At 70.9% G+C, this 20,863-nt stretch carries 13 protein-coding genes; 5 read left to right on the forward strand and 8 right to left on the reverse strand.

The window, feature by feature from the left end; all coding sequences use genetic code 11:
* From MFF54_RS08695 to scpA, 3 genes are all read right to left on the reverse strand, one after another.
* On the reverse strand, positions 1-2,422 hold a 2,422-nt coding region (locus MFF54_RS08695), incomplete at its 3' end, for an Rne/Rng family ribonuclease (RefSeq protein ID WP_238302209.1).
* Between the two features lie 563 nt (positions 2,423-2,985).
* Positions 2,986-3,828 carry a phosphatase PAP2 family protein gene (locus tag MFF54_RS08700; RefSeq protein ID WP_238302210.1) on the reverse strand — a complete coding sequence of 281 codons (843 nt, stop codon included), beginning with the start codon at positions 3,826-3,828 and terminating at the stop codon, positions 2,986-2,988.
* Between the two features lie 440 nt (positions 3,829-4,268).
* Positions 4,269-6,431, reverse strand: coding sequence for a methylmalonyl-CoA mutase (scpA, locus tag MFF54_RS08705; protein WP_238302211.1), 2,163 nt, complete (start codon positions 6,429-6,431; stop codon positions 4,269-4,271).
* 241 nt (positions 6,432-6,672) lie between these two features.
* Between scpA and MFF54_RS08710 the strand changes: the two genes are divergently transcribed.
* Positions 6,673-8,298, forward strand: a complete 1,626-nt coding sequence (locus tag MFF54_RS08710; RefSeq protein ID WP_238302212.1) for an alpha-D-glucose phosphate-specific phosphoglucomutase — start codon at positions 6,673-6,675, stop codon at positions 8,296-8,298.
* 58 nt (positions 8,299-8,356) lie between these two features.
* On the opposite strand, the gene MFF54_RS08715 is transcribed toward MFF54_RS08710, so the two are convergent.
* Positions 8,357-9,745 (reverse strand): HD-GYP domain-containing protein, encoded by a 1,389-nt coding sequence (locus MFF54_RS08715; protein WP_238302225.1) that lies wholly within the window; start codon positions 9,743-9,745, stop codon positions 8,357-8,359.
* Positions 9,746-10,161: 416 nt separating this feature from the next.
* Here MFF54_RS08715 and MFF54_RS08720 point away from each other — a divergent pair, with 416 nt between their 5' ends.
* Positions 10,162-12,504, forward strand: a complete 2,343-nt coding sequence (locus MFF54_RS08720) for an Orn/Lys/Arg family decarboxylase (protein WP_238302213.1) — start codon at positions 10,162-10,164, stop codon at positions 12,502-12,504.
* Positions 12,504-13,130 carry a GNAT family N-acetyltransferase gene (locus MFF54_RS08725; protein ID WP_238302214.1) on the forward strand — a complete coding sequence of 209 codons (627 nt, stop codon included), beginning with the start codon at positions 12,504-12,506 and terminating at the stop codon, positions 13,128-13,130. Before MFF54_RS08720 ends, MFF54_RS08725 begins: the two co-directional genes overlap by 1 nt.
* 120 nt (positions 13,131-13,250) lie before the next feature.
* On the opposite strand, the gene MFF54_RS08730 is transcribed toward MFF54_RS08725, so the two are convergent.
* From MFF54_RS08730 to MFF54_RS08740, 3 genes are all read right to left on the reverse strand, one after another.
* Entirely contained in the window at positions 13,251-14,141 is an 891-nt protein-coding gene (locus tag MFF54_RS08730) for an amidohydrolase family protein (RefSeq protein ID WP_238302215.1), read from the reverse strand.
* 26 nt (positions 14,142-14,167) lie between these two features.
* Positions 14,168-15,472 carry an MFS transporter gene (locus MFF54_RS08735; protein WP_238302216.1) on the reverse strand — a complete coding sequence of 435 codons (1,305 nt, stop codon included), beginning with the start codon at positions 15,470-15,472 and terminating at the stop codon, positions 14,168-14,170.
* Positions 15,473-15,580: 108 nt separating this feature from the next.
* A complete protein-coding gene (locus MFF54_RS08740) occupies positions 15,581-17,266 on the reverse strand; it encodes a methyl-accepting chemotaxis protein (protein ID WP_238302217.1) in 1,686 nt (561 codons plus the stop codon).
* Between the two features lie 315 nt (positions 17,267-17,581).
* Between MFF54_RS08740 and hisC the strand changes: the two genes are divergently transcribed.
* Both hisC and MFF54_RS08750 read left to right on the forward strand, forming a co-directional pair.
* Positions 17,582-18,700: a histidinol-phosphate transaminase gene (gene hisC, locus MFF54_RS08745; RefSeq protein WP_238302218.1), complete on the forward strand. Its 1,119-nt coding sequence runs from the start codon at positions 17,582-17,584 to the stop codon at positions 18,698-18,700.
* On the forward strand, positions 18,693-19,622 hold the full coding sequence (locus tag MFF54_RS08750) for a prephenate/arogenate dehydrogenase family protein (RefSeq protein WP_238302219.1): 930 nt from the start codon (positions 18,693-18,695) through the stop codon (positions 19,620-19,622). Before hisC ends, MFF54_RS08750 begins: the two co-directional genes overlap by 8 nt.
* Positions 19,623-19,634: 12 nt before the next feature.
* Here MFF54_RS08750 and MFF54_RS08755 read toward each other — a convergent pair whose 3' ends face one another.
* Entirely contained in the window at positions 19,635-20,843 is a 1,209-nt protein-coding gene (locus MFF54_RS08755; RefSeq protein WP_238302220.1) for an acyltransferase family protein, read from the reverse strand.
* Positions 20,844-20,863: the final 20 nt, after the last annotated feature.

Here is a 20,863-nt window from a genome sequence, read left to right on the forward strand (position 1 = left end):
GACGGCGACGGCGGCGACGGCGGCCTTCGCCGTCCTCGCGGGCTTCGGCGCGACCCTCGCCTTGGGCCTCATCCTCCTGGGACTCGTCCCCGGCCTCGGCCTCGGATCCCTCGACGAGATCCTCCTCCTCGATCTCGTCGTCGATCTCCATGGCGGGCGAGACCGCGACCGCGCGCACGCCGGTCACCGGACCCTCGGCGCGCTGGGCGGGCTCGCCGCGATCGAGCTGGTAGGGCGTGGTGGCGGCGAGCCGCTCGTCGGCCGCGATGGTGACGGTAACGCCGAAGCGCACCTCGAGCTCCCGCAGATGCGCGCGCTTCTGGTTGAGGATGTAGAGGGCCACCTCGGTGCGGGTGCGCAGCACGAGGTTGTGCGTGGCCGACTTGAGCAGCGCCTCCTCAAGGGCGCGCAGGATGTGGAGCGCCACCGAGGCGGTCGCCCGCACGAAGCCCGAGCCGCCGCAATGCGCGCAGGGGATCGAGGAGGATTCGAGCACGCCCGTGCGGATGCGCTGGCGGCTCATCTCGAGGAGACCGAAGGGCGAGATCCGGCCGACCTGGATGCGGGCACGGTCGTTCTTCAGGCACTCGTTCAGCTTCTTCTCGACCGCGCGGTTGTTGCGCTTCTCCTCCATGTCGATGAAGTCGATGACGATGAGGCCGGCGAGATCGCGCAGGCGCAGCTGCCGGGCGACCTCCTCGGCGGCCTCGAGGTTCGTCTTGAGCGCGGTGTCCTCGATGTCGTGCTCGCGGGTGGCGCGGCCCGAGTTCACGTCGATCGAGACCAGCGCCTCGGTCGGGTTGATCACGAGGTAGCCGCCCGACTTCAGCGAGACGTGCGTGGAGAACATCGCGTCGAGCTGCTGCTCGATGCCGTAGCGGGCGAAGATCGGCGTCGTGTCGCGGTAGGGCTTCACCACCTTCGACTGGCCGGGCATCAGCATGCGCATGAAGTCCCGGGCCTCGTGGTAGGCCTCGTCGCCCGCCACCAGCACCTCGTCGAGGTCCTTGTTGTAGAGATCGCGGATGGCGCGCTTGATCAGCGAGCCCTCCTCGTAGACCAGCGCCGGCGCCATCGAGGTGAGCGTCAGCTCGCGCACCGATTCCCAGAGCCGCATCAGGTACTCGAAGTCGCGCTTGATCTCGGGCTGGGTGCGGGACGCCCCGGCCGTGCGCAGGATGACGCCCATCCCCTCCGGCACGTCGAGGTCGGAGACGACCTCCTTGAGGCGCTTGCGGTCGGCGGCGCTCGTGATCTTGCGCGAGATGCCGCCGCCCCGGCCCGTGTTGGGCATCAGCACCGAGTAGCGGCCGGCGAGCGACAGGTAGGTGGTCAGCGCCGCGCCCTTGGTGCCGCGCTCCTCCTTGACGACCTGCACCAGGATGATCTGGCGGCGCTTGATCACCTCCTGGATCTTGTAGTGCCGGCGCGGGGCGCGCGGACGGTCCGGGATCTCGGCGAGCGCGTCGCCGTTGCCGCCGACCTGGGCGACCCGCGGCTCGGCGTCGGGATCCTCCTCGTCGCCCTCGTCCGACTCGTCCTCGTCGTCGTGATCCTCGTCGTCGTCGTGATCCTCGTCCTCGTCGTGATCCTCGTCCTCGTCGTCCTCGTCGGATTCCGCGTCCGGCTCGGCGATGGGGGCCTCCGTGATGGTCAGGGCTCCGGCGACGGCCGTGCGGACCTCGGCGTCCGGGCCGGGGGCGGGCTCGCCGGTCACGGTGGCGGGAGCGGCCTCCGCTTCGGCCGCACCGGCGCGCGTCTCCTCGGCCTCGGCGCGCTCGGCAGATTCGGCGGCGGCTTCGGCCGTGACGGCCTCGACCGGCGCCTCGGCGCTGGCGGCCATCTCGCCCTCGGAAGTCTCGCTCTCGGAAATCTCGACGCTCGCGGTCGCGGCGTCGGGCAGGTCCGCGGAGGCATCGCCGCCGATCACCGGCACGGCCTCGTCCGCCGGAGCGGCCTCGGACGCGAGGTCGGACGTGCCGGGGGCGCCGGCCTCATCGACGACCGGCGCGGCGGTCTCCTCGGCGCTCACGGTGGCGTCGGACTCGCTGCGGCGGGCCGAGGCGCGGCGCCCGCGCGAGCGGCGGGACGACGAGCGGCGGCGCTCCTCGCGCTCGCGGTGCTCCTCGGCGTCGCGGGCCTCCTCCTCGAGGAGCGCCTGCCGGTCGGCGAGCGGGATCTGGTAGTAGTCGGGGTGGATCTCGTTGAAGGCGAGGAAGCCGTGGCGATTGCCGCCGTACTCCACGAAGGCGGCCTGGAGCGAGGGCTCCACCCGCGTCACCTTGGCGAGGTAGATGTTGCCGCGCAGCTGGCGCCGGTTGGCGGCCTCGAAGTCGAACTCCTCGACCCTAGACCCGTGGACCGTGACGACCCGGGTCTCCTCCGGGTGCATCGCGTCGATGAGCATCTTGTTGTTGGCCATGACGAACTTTCGACATGGCGGCCGACGTCGCTCTCCTGAGCCCGAATCCCGGCGGAGCCGCCCCCGGCCGCGAGGCCGTGGGGCGCACTCGTACCGGCCTCGTCACCGAGGCCGCGGGGTCTGAACGGAAGGGATTGGCGCCAACCGCCGAGCGGCACGCACGCGCGTGCCTGGGGTTGAACCTGGCCGAGGGGAGGGACGAACCGGCGCGACGTGAAACACGCGCGCCTGCGGCACGAGCAACGGCAACCGATGCTGTGCGTTCGACCATCCTTTCCCCGACCTCGCGAAGACATCTCGACCGGTTCGGGCCGGCCGTGAATCTGAAAACCGTGCGCCGGAGCCCGACGCCTGAGCCGACACCCCCCGGCCTGACTGGAAATCCGACGGTCGCCGCGGAGAACCGACGGCGAGGACGCGACCGAAACGTGAGCGGGTTCGGCGCGCCCGCGGGCCGCGAACGCGACCGGCGGGACCGGGAAGGGGTCGATATCATTACAGATCGTCGCAGGGATTTGGCAAGGGCCCGGTTCGAGCAGGGTGCCGCGCCGACGCTGTCGGGATCAGGCCGGCATGCCGGCCAGGGTTGCGGCACCGCTCACCTCAGGCGACTTCGCCGCACCCCGTCTCCGAGCCAGAAGGGTTCGGGACAGCCAGATGCTCGTTGCCGCCAGCGGCAGGGCGGCGAGGCAATCGGCCAAATAATGTCCGCCGTGAGTGAGCGCCGTCAGCATGAATACGAGGGCGTGCGGGGCGAAGAGCGGGAGAAGCCAGGACCTGCGCAGGCTGTGGAGGATCAGCAGTCCCAGGCCGACATGCATCGAGGGGAACGAGATCAGGCTGCCCACCTGCACGGGCATCTCGCGCATCAGCCCGGATCGGAGAGCGTCGAGATGCGCCGCCGGCGTCGCCCCGACTGCGCCGGCGGCAAGCGTCGGATCGAGGAGGATCACTGCGCCGTAGGCGGGGAAGAGAGCCGAGACGAGCGCTGTCAGCAGGACGGCCATGATGAAGGACACGAGAAAGCGTGGGCCGACATCCTGGGCCCGATGGAACGTCAGCCCGCACGCGAAGACCGCGAGCGCTATGTAGGGGAAGTGCTGGTACATCTTTCCCAGCAGCGCGTAGGCGGGCGCGTGGCCGGCGGCCCAGGTCATGAATGCCACGCAGTCGAATCCGAGCGCCCGATCGAAGGCGATCAGCGTACCGTCCTGCAGTGGGCTACCGAATTTCTGGACCGCGTAGGACAACGGCATCGCGTGCAGCCCGAGATAGGCGACCAGCACCGAGGCCTCGTACGTCGCGAAGACGGGGCGAAACAGCGGATACCGCGCCCGGACGGCGCCGCGGCTCAGAAGCAGGGCCGAGCCCAGGAGCACGACATCCGCACCGTCGAGCGCGCTCAAGACCAGATCCACTCTGGAACATACAAGCCGCGTGAGGACGATGAACATCCAAACGAGCAGATGAACCCGAATCGACATCTGTGCATCGAGACCTGGAGCGCCGCCTGTAGACAGCTATGAGGCTCGGATTCCCAAGATTGTGTTAATGTTGAGGAAAATTCGCCTGCTATGGTCCTGGCCGCGCGCGGCGCTCCGAGGCCCGTGCAGTCGCACGACACCCGCGCGCGCCCTGGCCGCAGGCAGCTTGAGCGCTTTCATAGAGGCGGACGCCGTTTCGCCGCGAGAGCGCGCGCCAAAATAAAAGCCTAGAGCCGCCCCCGATCGCGATGGATCGGGAGCGGCTCTAGGCAGGCGATCAAAAGATAGGAAACGATCGGACGGAGGAGCCGTTCTCGGCCGGCAGCGAGGAGGGCGGGTCGGGCGCGCCCGACCCTTGCCGTCTACTCTGCGGCCGCCCGCGCCCCGTAGCCCAGCCGCCCGTTCAGCTCCTCGATCAGCTTCACGGCGGCGTCCGCGATCACGGTGCCGGGCGGGAAGATCGCCGAGGCGCCGGCCGCGTAGAGCGCGTCGTAGTCCCCCGGCGGAATCACGCCGCCGACCACGATCATCACGTCGTCCCGGCCGGCCTCCGCCAGCGCCGCCCGCAACTCCGGCACCAGGGTCAGGTGGCCGGCCGCCAGCGAGGAGACGCCCACGATGTGCACATCGTTCTCCACCGCCTGCCGCGCGGCCTCGGCGGGCGTGGCGAAGAGCGGCCCGATATCGACGTCGAAGCCGAGATCCGCGAAGGCCGAGGCGATCACCTTCTGGCCGCGGTCGTGCCCGTCCTGGCCCATCTTGGCCACCAGGATGCGGGGGCGGCGCCCGTCGTTCTCCTCGAAGGCCTCGACGAGGCCGCGCACCTTCTCGACCACAGGCGACATGCCGCCGACCTCCCGCTTGTAGACGCCCGAGATCGAGCGGATCTCGGCCCGGTGCCGGCCCCAGGCCTGCTCCAGCGCCTCCGAGATCTCGCCGACCGTGGCCTTGGCCCGGGCCGCGTTCACCGCCAGTTCGAGCAGGTTGCCCGCACCCTCCGCCGCCTGCGTGAGCGCGGCGAGCGCGGCCTCCACGTCGGCCTGATTGCGCTCGGAGCGCAGGCGCTTGAGCTTGTCGATCTGGAGCGTGCGCACGTTGCCGTTGTCGACGCGCAGCAGCTCGATCTTCATCTCGTCGTCGGGCTTGAACTTGTTGATGCCCACGATCGTCTGGCGGCCCGAATCGATCCGGGCCTGGGCGCGGGCGGCGGCCTCCTCGATGCGGAGCTTCGGGATGCCGGCCTCGATGGCCTTGGCCATGCCGCCGAGCGACTCGACCTCGCGGATATGCTCCCAGGCGCGGGCCACGATGTCGGCGGTGAGGCGCTCGACGTAGTAGGAGCCGCCCCACGGATCGACGATGCGGGTGGTGCCGCTCTCCTGCTGCAGGAAGAGCTGGGTGTTGCGGGCGATCCGGGCCGAGAAGTCGGTCGGCAGGGCCAGCGCCTCGTCCAGCGCGTTGGTGTGGAGCGACTGCGTGCCCCCCTGCGTCGCCGCCATCGCCTCGATGGCAGTCCGGGTGACGTTGTTGAACACGTCCTGCGCGGTGAGCGACCATCCGCTCGTCTGCGAGTGGGTGCGCAGGGGCAGCGACTTGTCGCTCTTCGGCTCGAACTCCTTGACGAGCTTCGCCCAGATCAGGCGCGCGGCCCGCATCTTGGCGATCTCCATGAAGAAGTTCGTCGAGATCGCCCAGAAGAAGGACAGGCGCGGAGCGAATTGGTCGATGGTGAGCCCCGCCGCGAGGCCCGCCTTGATGTACTCCACGCCGTCAGCCAGCGTGTAGGCGAGTTCCAAGTCGTTCGTCGCCCCGGCCTCCTGCATGTGGTAGCCGGAGATCGAGATCGAGTTGAACTTCGGCATGTTGGCCGAGGTGTAGGCGAAGATGTCCGAGATGATCCGCATCGACCCCTTGGGGGGATAGATGTAGGTGTTGCGGACCATGAATTCTTTAAGAATATCATTTTGAATGGTGCCGGCGAGCTTCTGCGGGGGAACCCCCTGCTCCTCGGCCGCGACGATGTAGAGGGCGAGAACGGGCAGGACGGCGCCGTTCATCGTCATCGAGACCGTCATCTCGTCGAGCGGGATCCCCGAGAACAGGGTGCGCATGTCGTAGATCGAATCGATCGCGACGCCCGCCATGCCAACGTCGCCCGAGACGCGCGGGTGGTCCGAATCGTAGCCGCGGTGGGTGGCCAGATCGAAGGCGACCGAGAGGCCCTTCTGCCCGGCCGCGAGGTTGCGCCGGTAGAAGGCGTTCGAGTCCTCGGCCGTGGAGAAGCCCGCATACTGCCGGATTGTCCAGGGCTGCGTGACGTACATGGTGGGGTAGGGCCCGCGCAGGTACGGTGCGAGGCCAGGATAGGTGCTGAGGAATTCCAGCCCCTCGCGGTCGGCCGGCCCGTAGGCGGGCTTCACCGGAATGCCCTCGGGGCTCATCCAGGCTTCCCCGGAGGCGGGAGGCGCCACCGGGAGCGCAGCACCCGAGAACGGGACCTCGGCGAAGTTCGGGATGCGGGACATCGTGCAGGACTCGGGCGAGGGGCAGGCGTCAGCCCCGTTCGGGGCGGTTTGGCCAGCATTATAAGGACGGTTCGGGTGCGGGCTACTCCCCGTCCGGCGGAGACCGCATGAGAGTCCCCGCCCCGATGTCTCTGACAGCCGTTGAACCGTGGCCCTATCGCCCTAGTCGTTACGGCCGAGGTTCGCGCCCGGCCGCGGCGCCCCTCCACGACGACGCGTCCCGAAGGAAAAGCCCCCGCCGATGGCCCTCAAGACCGTTCCGACCCAACCCTTCCCGGACCAGAAGCCCGGCACCTCGGGCCTGCGCAAGAAGGTGCCGGTCTTCCGGCAGACCCACTACGTCGAGAACTTCGTCCAGGCGATCTTCGACACGATCGCCGACAAGGGCGGCCAGACCCTGGTGATCGGCGGCGACGGGCGCTTCCTCAACCGCACGGTGGTGCAGACCGCGATCAGGATCGCGGCGGCCAACGGTTTCGGGCGGGTGCTGGTGGGGCAGGGGGGCCTGCTCTCGACGCCCGCGGCCTCCTGCGTGATCCGCAAACACGGGGCGATCGGCGGCCTCGTGCTCTCGGCGAGCCACAACCCGGGCGGCCCGGAGGGCGATTTCGGCATCAAGTTCAATACGCGGAACGGCGGCCCGGCGCCCGAGAGCGTCACCGCAGCGATCTTCGAGCGGGCGAAGAATATCACCGCGTACCGCATCATCGACGGGCCGGACCTCGACCTCGACCGGCTCGGCGACGTCACGGTGGAGGGGATGACCGTCACGGTGATCGATCCGGTCGCCGACTACGCGGCGCTGATGCGCGAGCTCGTCGATTTCGAGGCGATCCGAGCGCTGTTCGCGGGCGGCTTCCGCATGCGCTTCGACGCGATGAGCGCGGTCACGGGTCCCTACGCCAAGGCGATCCTGGAGGGCGCGCTCGGTGCCGCCCCGGGCACGGTCGTCAACGCCGTGCCGCAGGAGGATTTCGGCGGCCACCACCCGGACCCGAACCCGGTCCACGCGAAGGACCTGTTCGACCTGATGCACGGGGCCGACAGCCCCGATTTCGGCGCGGCCTCCGACGGCGACGGCGACCGCAACATGATCGTGGCCCCGGGCCTCTTCGTGACGCCGAGCGACAGCCTCGCGATCCTCGCCGCCCACGCCCACCGGGCGCCGGGCTATGCGGGGGGCTTGGCGGGCATCGCCCGCTCGATGCCGACGAGCCGCGCGGCCGACCGGGTCGCTGCGAGCCTCGGCATCCGGGCCTACGAGACGCCGACCGGCTGGAAGTTCTTCGGCAATCTCTTGGATGCCGGGCTGATCACGCTCTGCGGCGAGGAGAGCGCCGGCACCGGCTCGAACCACGTGCGCGAGAAGGACGGGCTCTGGGCGGTGCTGCTCTGGCTCAACATCCTGGCGGTCACGGGTGAGCGCGCCGACGCGATCGTGCGCGCGCACTGGGCGGATTTCGGGCGCGACTACTACACCCGGCACGATTACGAGGAGATCGAGAGCGAGGCCGCCGAGCGGCTGATGCAGGGGCTTCGCGACGCGCTCGCGAGCCTGCCGGGCCGGAGCGTCGCCGGCCTCACCGTCGCGAGCGCGGACGACTTTCGCTACGTCGATCCGGTCGACGGCTCGGTCACCGAGCGGCAGGGTATCCGCATCGGGTTCGCGGAGGATGCCCGGGTGGTCTACCGGCTCTCGGGCACCGGCACCGCCGGGGCGACGCTGCGGGTCTATATCGAGCGCTACGACCGCGACCGGCTCGACGCCGACCCGGCCGCGGTGCTGGCGCCGGTGGTCGAGGCCGCCCGGGCGATCGCGCGGATCGCGGAGATCACCGGCCGGAGCGAGCCGAGCGTGGTGACCTGAGACGGGGGCGGAACCGCTTTCGCCCTCCCCCCAGAGAGGGGAGGGGGGATGCCGCGGCTCACGCCGCCGCGCGCATCCCCGGCAGTCCCGCCTCAAGCCCGGCGATCGCCCGCTCCAGGGCGGCGAAGCAGTCCGGGTCGAAGGCGGCGCCGACGTCGGTCCGCATGATGCCGAGCGCCTTCTCCACCGGCATCGCCTTGCGGTAGGGCCGGTCGGCGGTGAGCGCGTCGAACACGTCGGCCACCGAGACGATGCGGGTCTCGGGCGCGATCTCCGGGCCCTTGAGGCCCCGCGGATAGCCCTTGCCGTCGAGCCGCTCGTGGTGGCCGCCGCCGATCCGCGCCATCTCGTGGAACGCCGCCACCCGCGCCAGGATGGTCTCCGACAGGGCCGCGTGATTGCGCATGTCCTGCCACTCGGCGTCGTCGAGCTTGCCGTTCTTGTCGAGGATCGCGTTCGAGACGCCGAGCTTGCCGATGTCGTGCAGCAGGGCGGCGCGCCGCAGCCAGCGCCGCTGCTCGGGAGCGTAGCCGAGTTCGGCCGCCACGAGGTCGGCGTAGACCGCGACCCGCTCCGAATGGCCGGAGGTGAAGGGGCTCTTGGCGTCGATGATCTGCGCGAAGGCGCGGGCGATGTCGTCGAGATAGTCCTCGTCCACCACGATTGGGCTGCGCGGCGCCAGCGCGAAGACCGCGGCCTCGACCTCCGGGGAGGCGAGCATCTCCCAGAAGCCCGGTTCGGCCGCCACGGCCTCGAAGCAGGCCACCACCTGCGGGTCGAACCACGTGCCCGCGCGCGCCCGCACCTCGGCCAAGGCCGCCGCGCGGCCGGCCGCGGTGTGGAACACGTCCACCACCTGGGCGAGGAGCGCCACCCGGGCGTAGAGCGGGATCGCGGGGCCGGCGAGCCGGTCGGGCCGGCCGCCGCCGTTCCAGTGCTCGTCGAGAGCGTGGATCGCGCCGCAGACGGCGGGCGGGAAGCGCAGGGCCCTGGCGATCTCGGCGCCGCGCTGGCAGCGGGTCTGGATCAGGTCGTCGACGATCGCGCCGCCGTTCTGCAGGATGTTGAGCACCGCCCGGAAGCGCTCGGCGAGGCCCGCCTTCAGGCCCGTATGCGAGAACACGAAGCCCAGCACCTTCGGCAGGCTGTCGCTCACCGTCTTGAAGTCGCGCTTGAAGCTCAGATCATCGGACAGGTACAGCTCGCAGATGCGCGCGGCATTGCTGGAGCAGCCGAGGTCCTTCAGCATCACCGTGTGGTAGAGTTCCCAGAGCTGCAGCTCCGGCAGGCCCATCTGCCGGCCGATCTGGAAGCCGATCCACGTCGCCCGCACGCAGTGGCCGGCGGGCTGGCCCTCGGTCAGGTCGAGGGCATGGCTCAGCGCGCCGAGCAATTCCGAGAACTGGACCGTCCCGGTCCCCGTCTCGCCGTCCGCCACCACCCGCATCATCGCCGCGTCCCGCCCTGTCGATGGCGGACACTCCTGCACGGAGCCTGACCAAAGCGTTGCGGCGCTCGGGCCGATCCGCCGGATGGTCAACGGGGACTTGCGGGGATGCGCAACGTCCTCCCCCTGAGGGGGAAGGTGGCGCCGAAGGGCGACGGGTGAGGAGAGTGACGGTTCAGGACAGTGCTCGGCATCAACGCTGGGCTCTTCGGGAAGCCAGGTTCCCCTCTCTGCGGGACTCCGTCCGTCCCGACTGATCCTCACTGACTCGACGTCCACCCTCCCCCGCAGAGGGGGGAGAGTGGACGGTCGTCGCGCTTCACCTGTCATCCAGGCGTCATCTCCGCGCCCGAAAGCCTGCCGGACCCGCGCGGGGCCCTATCTCCCCGCCGACGCCGACCGACAGGAGCCCGTTCATGGACTTCCACCGCCGCTTCACCGTGCTGATGTGCACGCCGACCTTCGACCCGGGCGATCTCGAGGGCGCGCGGGTCGATCAGATCGTGGCGGCGGTCGAGCAGCGCGGCTTCGAGGTGGTGCGGGCGCGGCGCGTCGAGGACGCCGCCATCGCGGTGCAGACCGACGCCGCGGTCGGCTGCCTCGTGGTGGACTGGGGCAAGCGCGGCCTCGACGGCAAGGCGGCGGCGCTCATCGACATGATGCGCAAGCGCGGCCTGGAGATGCCGATCGTCATCATGGTCCGCCGCAAGCGCCTGGAGGACATCCCCGTCGAGCTTCTCGACTTCATCGACGGCTACATCTTCCTGGCCGAGGAGACGCCCGAATTCATCGCCCGCGGCCTCGTCAGCCGCGTGACTCAGTACGCGGAGACCCTGAAGACGCCGTTCTTCGGCGCGCTGGTCGACTACGCCGAGAAGGGCAACCAGCTCTGGACCTGCCCCGGCCACAACGGCGGCATCTTCTACAATCGCTCGCCCATCGGACGGATCTTCGTCGAGCATCTGGGCGAGGCGATTTTTCGCGACGACCTCGACAACTCCGTCCTCGATCTCGGCGACCTGCTCACCCACGAAGGGCCGGCGCTGAAGGCCCAGAAGGAGGCCGCGCAGATCTTCGGCGCGGAGAAAACCTACTTCGTGCTCAACGGCACCTCGGCCTCGAACAAGATCGTGCTGTCCTCGCTGGTGGCCGAGGGCGACCTCGTGCTGTTCGACCGCAACAACCACAAGGCGGCCCATCACGGCGCGCTCTTCCTCGGCGGCGGCATCCCGATCTTCCTGGAGACGGACCGGAATGCTTACGGCCTGATCGGGCCGATCTACCACGAGGCCCTGGACGAGAAGCGGATTCGCGAGAAGATCCGGGCCAACCCCCTGGTGAAGGACAAGGAGGCGTGGCGTAAGGAACGCCCGTTCCGCGTCGCGGTGATCGAGCAGTGCACCTACGACGGCACGATCTACGACGCGCAGGAGATTCTGGAGCGGATCGGCCACCTCTGCGACTACATCCTGTTCGACGAGGCCTGGGCGGGCTTCATGAAGTTCCACCCGCTCTACCAGCGCCGCTTCGCCATGGGGCTGACCGGGCTCGACGAAACGGCTCCGGGCATTATCGCCACGCAGTCGACCCACAAGCAGCTCGCGAGCTTCAGCCAGGCCTCGCAGATCCACACCAAGGACGGGCACATCCGCGGACAGACCCGGCGCGTCGAGCACCGACGGCTCAACGAGAGCTTTCTGGTGCATGCCTCGACCTCGCCCTTCTATCCCCTGTTCGCCTCGCTCGACGTCGGCGCCCAGATGATGAAGGGGCGCTCAGGGATGATCCTGTGGGACGACACGATTCGTCTCGGGATCGAGTGGCGCAAGAAGGCGCGCGCTATCCGCAAGGAGTTCGAGAACGAGCGCGATCCGCTGAAGCGCTGGTTCTTCGATCCCTTCGTGCCGGACGTGACCCGGACCGCGGACGGGACGGAAGTGCCCTGGGAGAGCGTGCCCACGGACGAGCTCGCCTCCAACCCGCGCCACTGGGAACTGACGCCGGGCGCGCGCTGGCACGGCTTCACCCATGTGGCGCCGGGCTACGCCATCACCGACCCGAACAAGCTCACGGTGCTCACCCCCGGCTTCGATCGCCACACGGGCGCCTATGCCGACCACGGCGTGCCGGCCCCGATCGTGGCGCAGTACCTGCGCGAGAACCGGATCGTGCCGGAGAAGAACGACCTGAACTCGCTGCTCTTCCTGCTGACCCCGGGCGTGGAATCCTCCAAGGCCGGCACGCTGATCTCAGGCCTCGTCGCCTTCAAGCGCCTGCACGACGAGAACGCGCCGCTCGAAGAAGCCATGCCGGAATTCGTCCGGCGCCGTCCTGCCCGCTACGCGGGCGTGCGCCTGCGCGACCTCTGCGCCGACTACCACGCGTTCCACCGGGAGGCGAACACCTCGGCGCTCCAGCGCAAGCAGTTCGCCCCCGAGCACCTGCCCGAGATGGTGATGGCCCCGAAGGACGCGGCCCAGATGCTGACCCGCAACCACGTCGACTTCGTGCCGATCGCCGAGGCCGAGGGGCGTGTGGCCACCACCTTGCTTCTGGTCTATCCGCCCGGGATCGGCACGGTGCTGCCGGGCGAGCGGATCGATGAGCGCGCAAAGCCCATGCTCGATTATTTCAAGATGTTCGAGGCGGCCTCCAACCTGTTCCCGGGCTTCGAGGCGGAGATCCAGGGCGTCTACCGCCAGCACGAGCCGGACGGGCGCATCCGCTTCTATACCTACGTGCTGCGCGAGGGTCGCTGATGGAAGCCGACGCCCCGGTCGCGACTCATCCCGGCATCGTCATCCGACCCTCCTCGGACGCGGACGTGCCGGCGATGATCGCGATCTACGAGCATCACATCCGTCGGGGCGTCGGCGACACGGGCGACTTCGAGGAGGAGCGCCTGCTGCCCGACGACCTGAAGCGGCGGCGCAAGACGATGCGCAAGAAGCGCCTGCCGCATCTGGTCGCCGAGCGCGACGGGCAGGTGGCGGGCTACGCCTACGCGGTGCCGTTCCGCAAGCGGCCGGCCTACCGCTTCACGCTCAAGCACTCGATCTACGTGCACCCCGAGCACCTGCACGCCGGCATCGGCCGGCGCCTGCTGCCGGCCCTGATCGAGGCTTGTGCCGCGGGCGGCTACCGGCAGATCATCGGCTACATCGACGCGAAGAACGAGGCCAGCTTGCGCCTGCACGAGGCCTGCGGCTTCGCCCGCGTCGGCTACCTCGCCGGCGTCGGCTACAAGTACGGCCGCTGGAGCGACAGCGTGATGGTCCAGTGCCCGCTGGGCACCGGCTCGGAGGATCAGCCGGCCGCGTGGCGCAGGCCGGAGCCCACGCCGGTGGAGACCCTGGTTGCGGCCCACGATTGGCAGGGGGAGTGAGGCGGGGCCGGAGGATCGCTGCTCTCGACGCTGTTTCCCTCCCCCGCAGAGTGGGCAGGGAGAGCGCGGCCATGTATCCGAGATGTTTGGTGGCCGTGGGTTGAGGGGGGCTGTGCCCCCTCAGCCCAGCTCCCCGAACCCGTACAGCCGGCGCGGGTTCTCCACGAAGTACCGGTGCCGGTCCGCCTCGTCCGGGATCCAGTCCGCCACGAGGTCGAGCAGGTCGCCGATCCGCGGCGGGCCCGCCCAGGCGGCGACGTGCGGCCAGTCCGAGCCCCAGAGGCAGCGCTCGGGCGCCGCCGCGTGGAGCGCGCGGGCGAAGGGGATCGTGTCCGCGTAGGGCGCGCCCGCGACGGAGGTGCGGAACGCGCCCGACAGCTTCACCCAGGCCCCGTCGCGCACGAGATCGACCAGGGTGCGGAAGCCCGGATCATCGAGCCCGGCCGAGGTCGGCATGTGTCCCATATGGTCGACCACGAAGGGCACGGGCAGGCGCGCGAGGCGGGTGGCGAGCGGTGGCATCTGGCGGGCGTCGATCAGGAACTGAAGGTGCCAGCCCATCTCGCGGGCCAGCGCGCCGTAGGCCTCCAGCTCCGCGAAGCCGACGCCCCCGCCGAACAGCACGTTGAGCCGCAGGGCCACCACGCCGGCCTCCTTGAGGTCGGCGAGCTCCCGGTCGGGCAGGCCGAGCGGGATCACCGCGACGCCGCGCAGGCGCTCCGGGTTCGCCCGCAGGGTCTCGACCATGCGCCGGTTGTCGGTGCCGTGCACGCTGACCTGGATCAGCACGCCGTTGGCCATGCCGGTCGCGTCGAGCATAGCGAGGTAGCGCTCGCCCGGCGCCGCGGGCGGGGTGTAGCTGCGCTCGGGCACCAGCGGGTAGGCCGGCGGCAGGCCGATGACGTGGGCGTGGGTGTCGACCGCGCCCGCCGGCACCCGGTAGCGCGTCGGGCCGCGCGGGCTCGGGTCGGGGGCGGGGCAGAGGGGGATCGGGTCGGGCGTCGCGCTCATGCGGGCCTCCGGCTCGGGCATTGGCGTCAGGCGTCGGCGTGGAGCACGCGGCCCCGCGTCTCGGGCAGCGCGAAGGCCGCCACGAAGAACACCCCGTAGGCGGCGGCCGCGAAGCCCGCGATGGCGGCTGCCAGTCCCACCTGGGCCGATAGGTAGCCGACGAGCGCCGGGAACAGGGCGCCGATGCCGCGGCCGAAATTGTAGCAGAAGCCCTGGCCCGAGCCGCGCAGGCGCGTCGGGTAGAGCTCGGTGAGGAAGGCGCCCATCCCCGAGAAGTAGCCCGAGGCGAAGAAGCCGAGCGGGAAGCCCAGCACCCAGAGCACGGCGTTCGAGAGCGGCAGCTGCGTGTAGGCCAGGATGACCGCGATGGCGCCGAGCGAGAAGATCAGGAAGAGCGGGCGTCGCCCGAGCCGGTCTGCGAGCCAGGCGCCGACGAGGTAGCCGACGAACGAGCCGACGATGAGTGCCGCGAGGTAGCCCGTCGAGGAGACGACCGAGAGGCCGCGCTCGGTGGTGAGGAAGCGCGGCAGCCAGGTGGTGATGGCGTAGTAGCCGCCCTGGCAGCCGGCCGAGGCCAGCGAGGCCAGGATCGTGGTCTTCAGGATCGGCCCGGAGAAGATCTCCCAGATCCGCGGCCGGTCGCCGGAGGCGGCGGCCCGCGCGCGGGATTCGGCGGCGACCTCGGGCTCCTTCACGTAGCGGCGCAGGTAGAACACGAGGAGGGCCGGGAGCGCGCCGATCACGAACATCCAGCGCCACGCGCTCTCGGGCGGCAGCCACGAGAACAGCACGGCCTGCGCCAGCACCGCCATGCCCCAGCCGATCGCCCAGCCGGACTGGACCGAGCCCACGGCGCGCCCGCGATACTGCGCCCGGATGGTCTCGCCCATCAGCACGGCGCCCGCCGCCCACTCGCCGCCGAAGCCGAGCCCGAGCAGCGCGCGGGCGACGAGGAGCTGCTCGAAGTTCTGCACGAAGGCGCAGACGAGCGAGAAGAACGAGAACCACAGGATGGTGATCTGCAGGGTCAGTACCCGGCCGATCCGGTCGGCGACGAAGCCCGCGAGCCAGCCGCCGAGCGCTGAGGCCAGCAGCGTCACGGTCGCGGCGAGACCCGCGGTGCCGGGCTCGACCTGCCACAGCGTGATGATCGTGCCGATCACCAGCGGGTAGATCATGAAGTCCATGCCGTCGAGCGCCCAGCCCGCGGCACAGGCCCAGAAGGTGTGGCGCTCGGTCGGATTCATGCTCCGGTAGAAGGCGCCGAGACTCGCGTCGTCGATCGCGACCCGCTCGATATCCGCCCCGCCGGGCCCCGTCGCCGAACTCATGCTGCCTCCCGCCGATGATGCCGCTGCGTAGCACGGGCGCCGCACCTTGGCATATCGGATACCTACGGGCGCGAAGACCCTCCGCGGCCGCTCTCGACCCGCCGCTCCTCAGGCAGCGCGCACGCCGGCCAGGAAGCGCCCGACCTCGCCGTTGAGGTGCTCGGACTGGCGCGACAGCTCCGAGGCCGCGGCGAGCACCTGGGCGGCGGAGGCGCCCGTCTCCTCGGCGGCACCCGCCACGCCCGCGATGTTCGTGGTCACCTCGCCGGTGCCCGCCGCCGCCTGGGTCACGTTGCGGACGATCTCCTGGGTGGCCGCGCCCTGCTCCTCCACCGCCGCCGCGATCGCGGTCACCGCGCCACTGATCTCGCGGATGCGGCCCGTGATACCGCCGATGGCACCGACCGCTTGGCCGGTCGAGGCCTGGATCCGGCCGATCTGGCCCGTGATCTCCTCGGTCGCCCGCGCTGTCTGGTTGGCGAGTTCCTTCACCTCGGCGGCCACCACCGCGAAGCCGCGGCCCGCCTCGCCCGCGCGCGCCGCCTCGATCGTGGCGTTGAGCGCCAGCAGGTTCGTCTGGCCCGCAATCGAAGAGATCAGCGCCACCACGTCGCCGATGCGGGCGGTCGCGCTGCTCAGCTCCTGCACCAGCGCGGCGGTCTGCTCCGCCTCGCAGACTGCAGTGCCTGCAAGCCCCGCCGAGCCGTCGACCTGCCGCCCGATCTCGCTGACCGAGGCGCCGAGCTCCTCGGCCGCCGCCGCCACGGTGGTGACGTTCGTGGCCGCCTGCTCGGCCGCGGCCGCGACGGAGACGGACTGGCCCGCGGTCTCCCGCGCGGTCGAGGCCATGCTCTGGGCGGTGGCCTGCAGTTCCGTCGCCGCCGATGTCACGGTCGCCACGATGCCGCCGACCGCGCGCTCGAAGCCGTCGGCCATCTCGCGCATCGCCGCCTTGCGCTGCGCCTCGGCGCCGGCGCGGGCCTGCGCCGTCTCCTCCTCGAGCCGGCGGGTGCGGATCAGGTTGTCGCGGAACACCGCCAGCGCCGCGGCCATCGCGCCGATCTCGTCGCGCCGGTCCGCCCCCAGGATGGCCAAGCCCGTATCGCCCCCGGCGAGCCGGTTCATCGCGTCCGTGATGCGCCGCGCCGGCCGCCCGACATGAAGGACGAGGCCGACGATGGCCGCCGCGATCACCGCGACCACGAGGCCGACGAGGACGAGCGTGAGCGTGAGACCCCGCTCGTAGACGGTGCGGGCCCGGTCGCCGCTGGCGTCCGCGTAGCCGTCGTTCAGATCGACGAGCTTCTGCAACTCGCCCAGCACCTTGCCGATCCCGGTCGACATGGTGGTGATGTAGATCTTCTGGGCGCCGTCCCGGTCGCCGCCCGCGGCCATGGCGGCTATCCGCGCCTGCAGGTCCTGGTAGGACTCCCATTCCCTCTCGTAGGCCGCGAAGAGGCCGCGCGCCGCTTCGGTGGCGGGCAACGCGCGGTAGGCGGCGCGCAGCTCGGTGAGCTCGCGGTCGCGCTTGTCGATGGTCGCCTGGACGTCGGCGCGCAGCTCCGGCGTGTCCGCCGTGATGATGCGGACCCCGTTGACGCGCTGGCGCAGCACCAGAACCTGGATCTTGCCGAGGATCTGGGTCGCCGGCAGGTGGGTGTCGCGCAGCTCGGCCGCCTCGCCGTTCACCGCGTGCAGCTCGCGCACGGACACCGCGCCCAGCGCCGCCACGAGGCCGAAGATGAGCGCGAGGCAGAGCCCGACCTTGGCGCCGATGGTGCGCAATCTCGTCATGCTCATCCCCTTTGGAGCCCGGGGGCCGCTTCGAGTCGGGCGGCCTGCTTCGCGGGCAGGATCCGGGCGTAGCCGGAAATCCTTAAGGCTCATGCAACTGCCGGATGTTGGTTTAACGGGGCACTACGATCCCTTGTATTCTGTCATCCGTCACACCCGCCTCGGAGGTCCCGGCGGATCGACGCATCCCGCCACGATGCGCCCGCCGCGTCGCCGGGCTTCATCGGGCGCCAAAATGCTGTAGACGGAGCCCCTTCGACCGGCGCGGTTCTCCCGCCCGTCCGAGCCGTCCCTCCGAGCCGCCCGCGACCCGCCATGTCCTCCGCTCCGCTTCCCAACCGCCCCGTGCCGCGCCCCGGCGTCACGGCGATCGAGGCTTACGTGCCCGGCAAGAGCGGCGCGCCCGGCGGCCACAAGGTCTACAAGCTCTCCTCGAACGAGACGCCGCTGGGCCCGAGCCCAGCCGCGATCGCGGCGGCGCGCGCGACCCTCGACGACCTCGCCCTCTACCCGGACGGCAATGCGGCCGCCCTGCGGACGGCGATCGCGGAGCGCTACGGCCTCGACCCGGCCCGGATCGTCTGCGGCGCGGGCTCGGACGAGCTGCTCTCGCTCCTGGCCTACGCCTACCTCGCGCCCGGCGACGAGGGCCTGTTCAGCGAGCACGGGTTCCTCGTCTACCGCATCGCCATCCTGGCGGCGGGCGGCGTGCCGGTCGTGGCGCCCGAGCGTGATCTCACCACCGACGTCGACGCGCTCATCGCCCGCGTCACCGAGCGGACGAAGATCGTCTACATCGCCAACCCCAACAACCCGACCGGCACCTACCTGCCCTTCGACGAAGTGCGGCGCCTGCACGCCGCCCTGCCGCCCCACGTTCTCCTCGTCCTCGACGGGGCCTACGCGGAATATGTCCGCCGCAACGATTACGGCTCCGGTCTCGACCTCGTGCTGGAGGCCGACAACGTCGTGATGACCCGCACCTTCTCGAAGATCCACGGGCTCGCCGCTCTGCGGATCGGCTGGATGGTGGCGCCCGCGCACGTGGCCGACGCGATCAACCGCATCCGCGGACCCTTCAACCTCTCGGCGGCGGCGATCCGGGCGGGGGCCGCGGCGATCCAGGACGACGTCCACGTGGCGTCCGCGGTTGCCCACAACGACGCCTGGCTCGCCCGCCTCACCGAGGAGGTTCGGGCGCTCGGCCTGACGGTCACCCCGAGCGTAGCGAACTTCATCCTCGTCCACTTCCCCGACGCGCCCGGCCGCTCGGCGGCGGCGGCCGACGCCTTCCTGTCGGCCCGCGGCGTGATCACCCGGCGCGTCGTCTCCTACGGCCTGCCGGCCTGCCTCCGGGTGACGGTCGGCAGCGCGGAGGCCAACGCGGCCTTCCTCGACGCGCTCCGGGCCTTCGTGCGGGGCGATCATGCCTGAGGCGGGAGCGGCGCCGCTCGGGCGCCTGGCCATCGTCGGCCTCGGGCTGATCGGCTCCTCGATCGCCCGCGGCGCCCGTCGCTACGGGCTGGCCGAGACCATCGTGGCGATCGACCGCGACGCGGCCGTGCGGGCGCGCGTGCTGGAACTCGGCCTCGCGGAGCAGGTCACGGGCGACGCGGCCCAGGGCGTGGCGGGGGCCGACCTCGTGATCCTGTGCGTGCCGGTGGGCGCGGTCGGCACTGTGGCCGCCGAGATCGCGCCGCATCTGGCAGCCGGCGCGATCCTCTCCGATGTCGGCTCGGTGAAGGGATCGGTGGTGGCCGCGGTCGCGCCGCACCTGCCCGCGGGCGTCGCCTTCGTGCCGGGCCATCCGGTGGCGGGCACCGAGTATTCGGGACCGGATGCCGGCTTCTCGACCCTGTTCCAGAACCGCTGGTGCATCCTCACCCCGCCAGAGGGCACGGACGAGGCCGCGGTCGCGCGGGTGCGCGGCGTCTGGGAGGGGCTGGGCGCCATCGTCGAGACGATGAGCCCGGAGCACCACGACCTCGTGCTCGCCATCACCAGCCATGTGCCGCACCTGATCGCCTACAACATCGTGGGCACGGCGGCTGACCTCGAAGAGGTCACGCAGTCCGAGGTGATCAAGTTCTCGGCCGGCGGGTTTCGCGATTTCACCCGCATCGCCGCCTCCGACCCGACCATGTGGCGCGACGTGTTCCTGACCAACAAGGACGCGGTGCTGGAGATGCTCGGGCGCTTCAACGAGGATCTGGCGGCGCTTGCGCGGGCCATCCGCTGGGGCGATGGCGAGGCGCTGCACGCGCTCTTCACCCGCACTCGGGCGATCCGCCGCGGCATCGTGGCGATGGGCCAGGAGACGGCCGAACCGGATTTCGGGCGCCGCAAGGAGGGCTGAAGCGCTCGTCCCTCAGGCCGCCCGCGCGCGCAGGCGACCGAGGACGGGCGCGCGCTCCCAAGCCTGCGCCAGGGCCTGTCCGGCCCGGATGCCGGGCCGCTCGACGGCGAGGTGGACGAGGGCCGCCAGCAGGACGGCGGCCATCGCCGCCGCCGGGATCAGCAGCGGCAGCAGCCCGGTCGGGACCGCGCCGGTGAGGGGCGCGAGATCGACGAAGAGCGCGCTCAGCACCACGCCGTGCAGCAGGTAGACCCCGTAGGAGCAGGCGCCGAGCAGCCGGGCGCTCCGCGCGCGCAGCAGGCCACCGAGATCATTGCCGCAGGCGATGCAGACGAAGAAGGCGCCGTAGAGGGCGAGCGCCGCCGGCTTGCCGGGCACCACCTGCGTGGTCGCGGCGAGGGCGAGCGCGGCAAGGCCAAGGCAGGTAGCCACGGGCCCACGCAGCCGGGTGGCGAGCGTCTCGCGCAGCCGCACCTCGTAGGCCAGCATGCCCACAGCGAAGAGCGGCAGGTAGCCGATCAGCGGCAGGGCGTTCTTGAGCGGCCGCAGCAGCAGCGCGACGACGAGAAGCCCCGCGGGCACCCACCAGGTCGGCGCCCGGCCCCGGACCCGGTCCATCGCCGCGCAGCAGGCCGGCAGGACGAGGATGTAGAACAGCAACTCGTAGCGCAGCGACCAGAGCACGTGGGCGTTCATCCGCCCAGAATCGGCCTCGCCGAGCAGCGGCGGGGTGCCCGCGCAGGCGAGCCAGCGCAGCAGAGCCGCCGCCTCCGCGTGGATGGTGCCGGCCTGCGCCCCGCCGGTCCGCCAGAGGATCAGGCCGAGGATCAGCAGGATCGAGGCGATGAGGGCTGGGTAGAGGCGGAACAGCCGGCCGAGCGCGAGGCGGCCGAGGTCGAGCCCCCGCAGGCCGCCGAGGACGCGCGGGTAGAAGACGTAGCCCGTCACCATGAAGAACAGCCCGACGCTGCCCGCGCCGAGATTGTGCAGGGGCAGCGATTCGGGCGTCGTCCAGGCCGCACCGGCGCGCGCCACCGGGATCCAGATCGCGACGTGGTGGACGAGCACGCCCAAGGCGAGGAGGCCCCGCAGCCCGTCGATCGCGGTCTCGCCGCTCGCGGGCACCGGAAATCCCGCGCGGATCAGCCCGCGCGCCGCGACGAGCGCGGCGGCGTAGGCGAGGGCGCCACAGAGCAGGATGTCCGCGACCGGACCGAACACGCGACCGTCTCCGACGAGAG

The sequence above is a fragment of the Methylobacterium gregans genome (assembly GCF_022179245.1).
Taxonomy (GTDB): Bacteria; Pseudomonadota; Alphaproteobacteria; order Rhizobiales; family Beijerinckiaceae; genus Methylobacterium; species Methylobacterium gregans.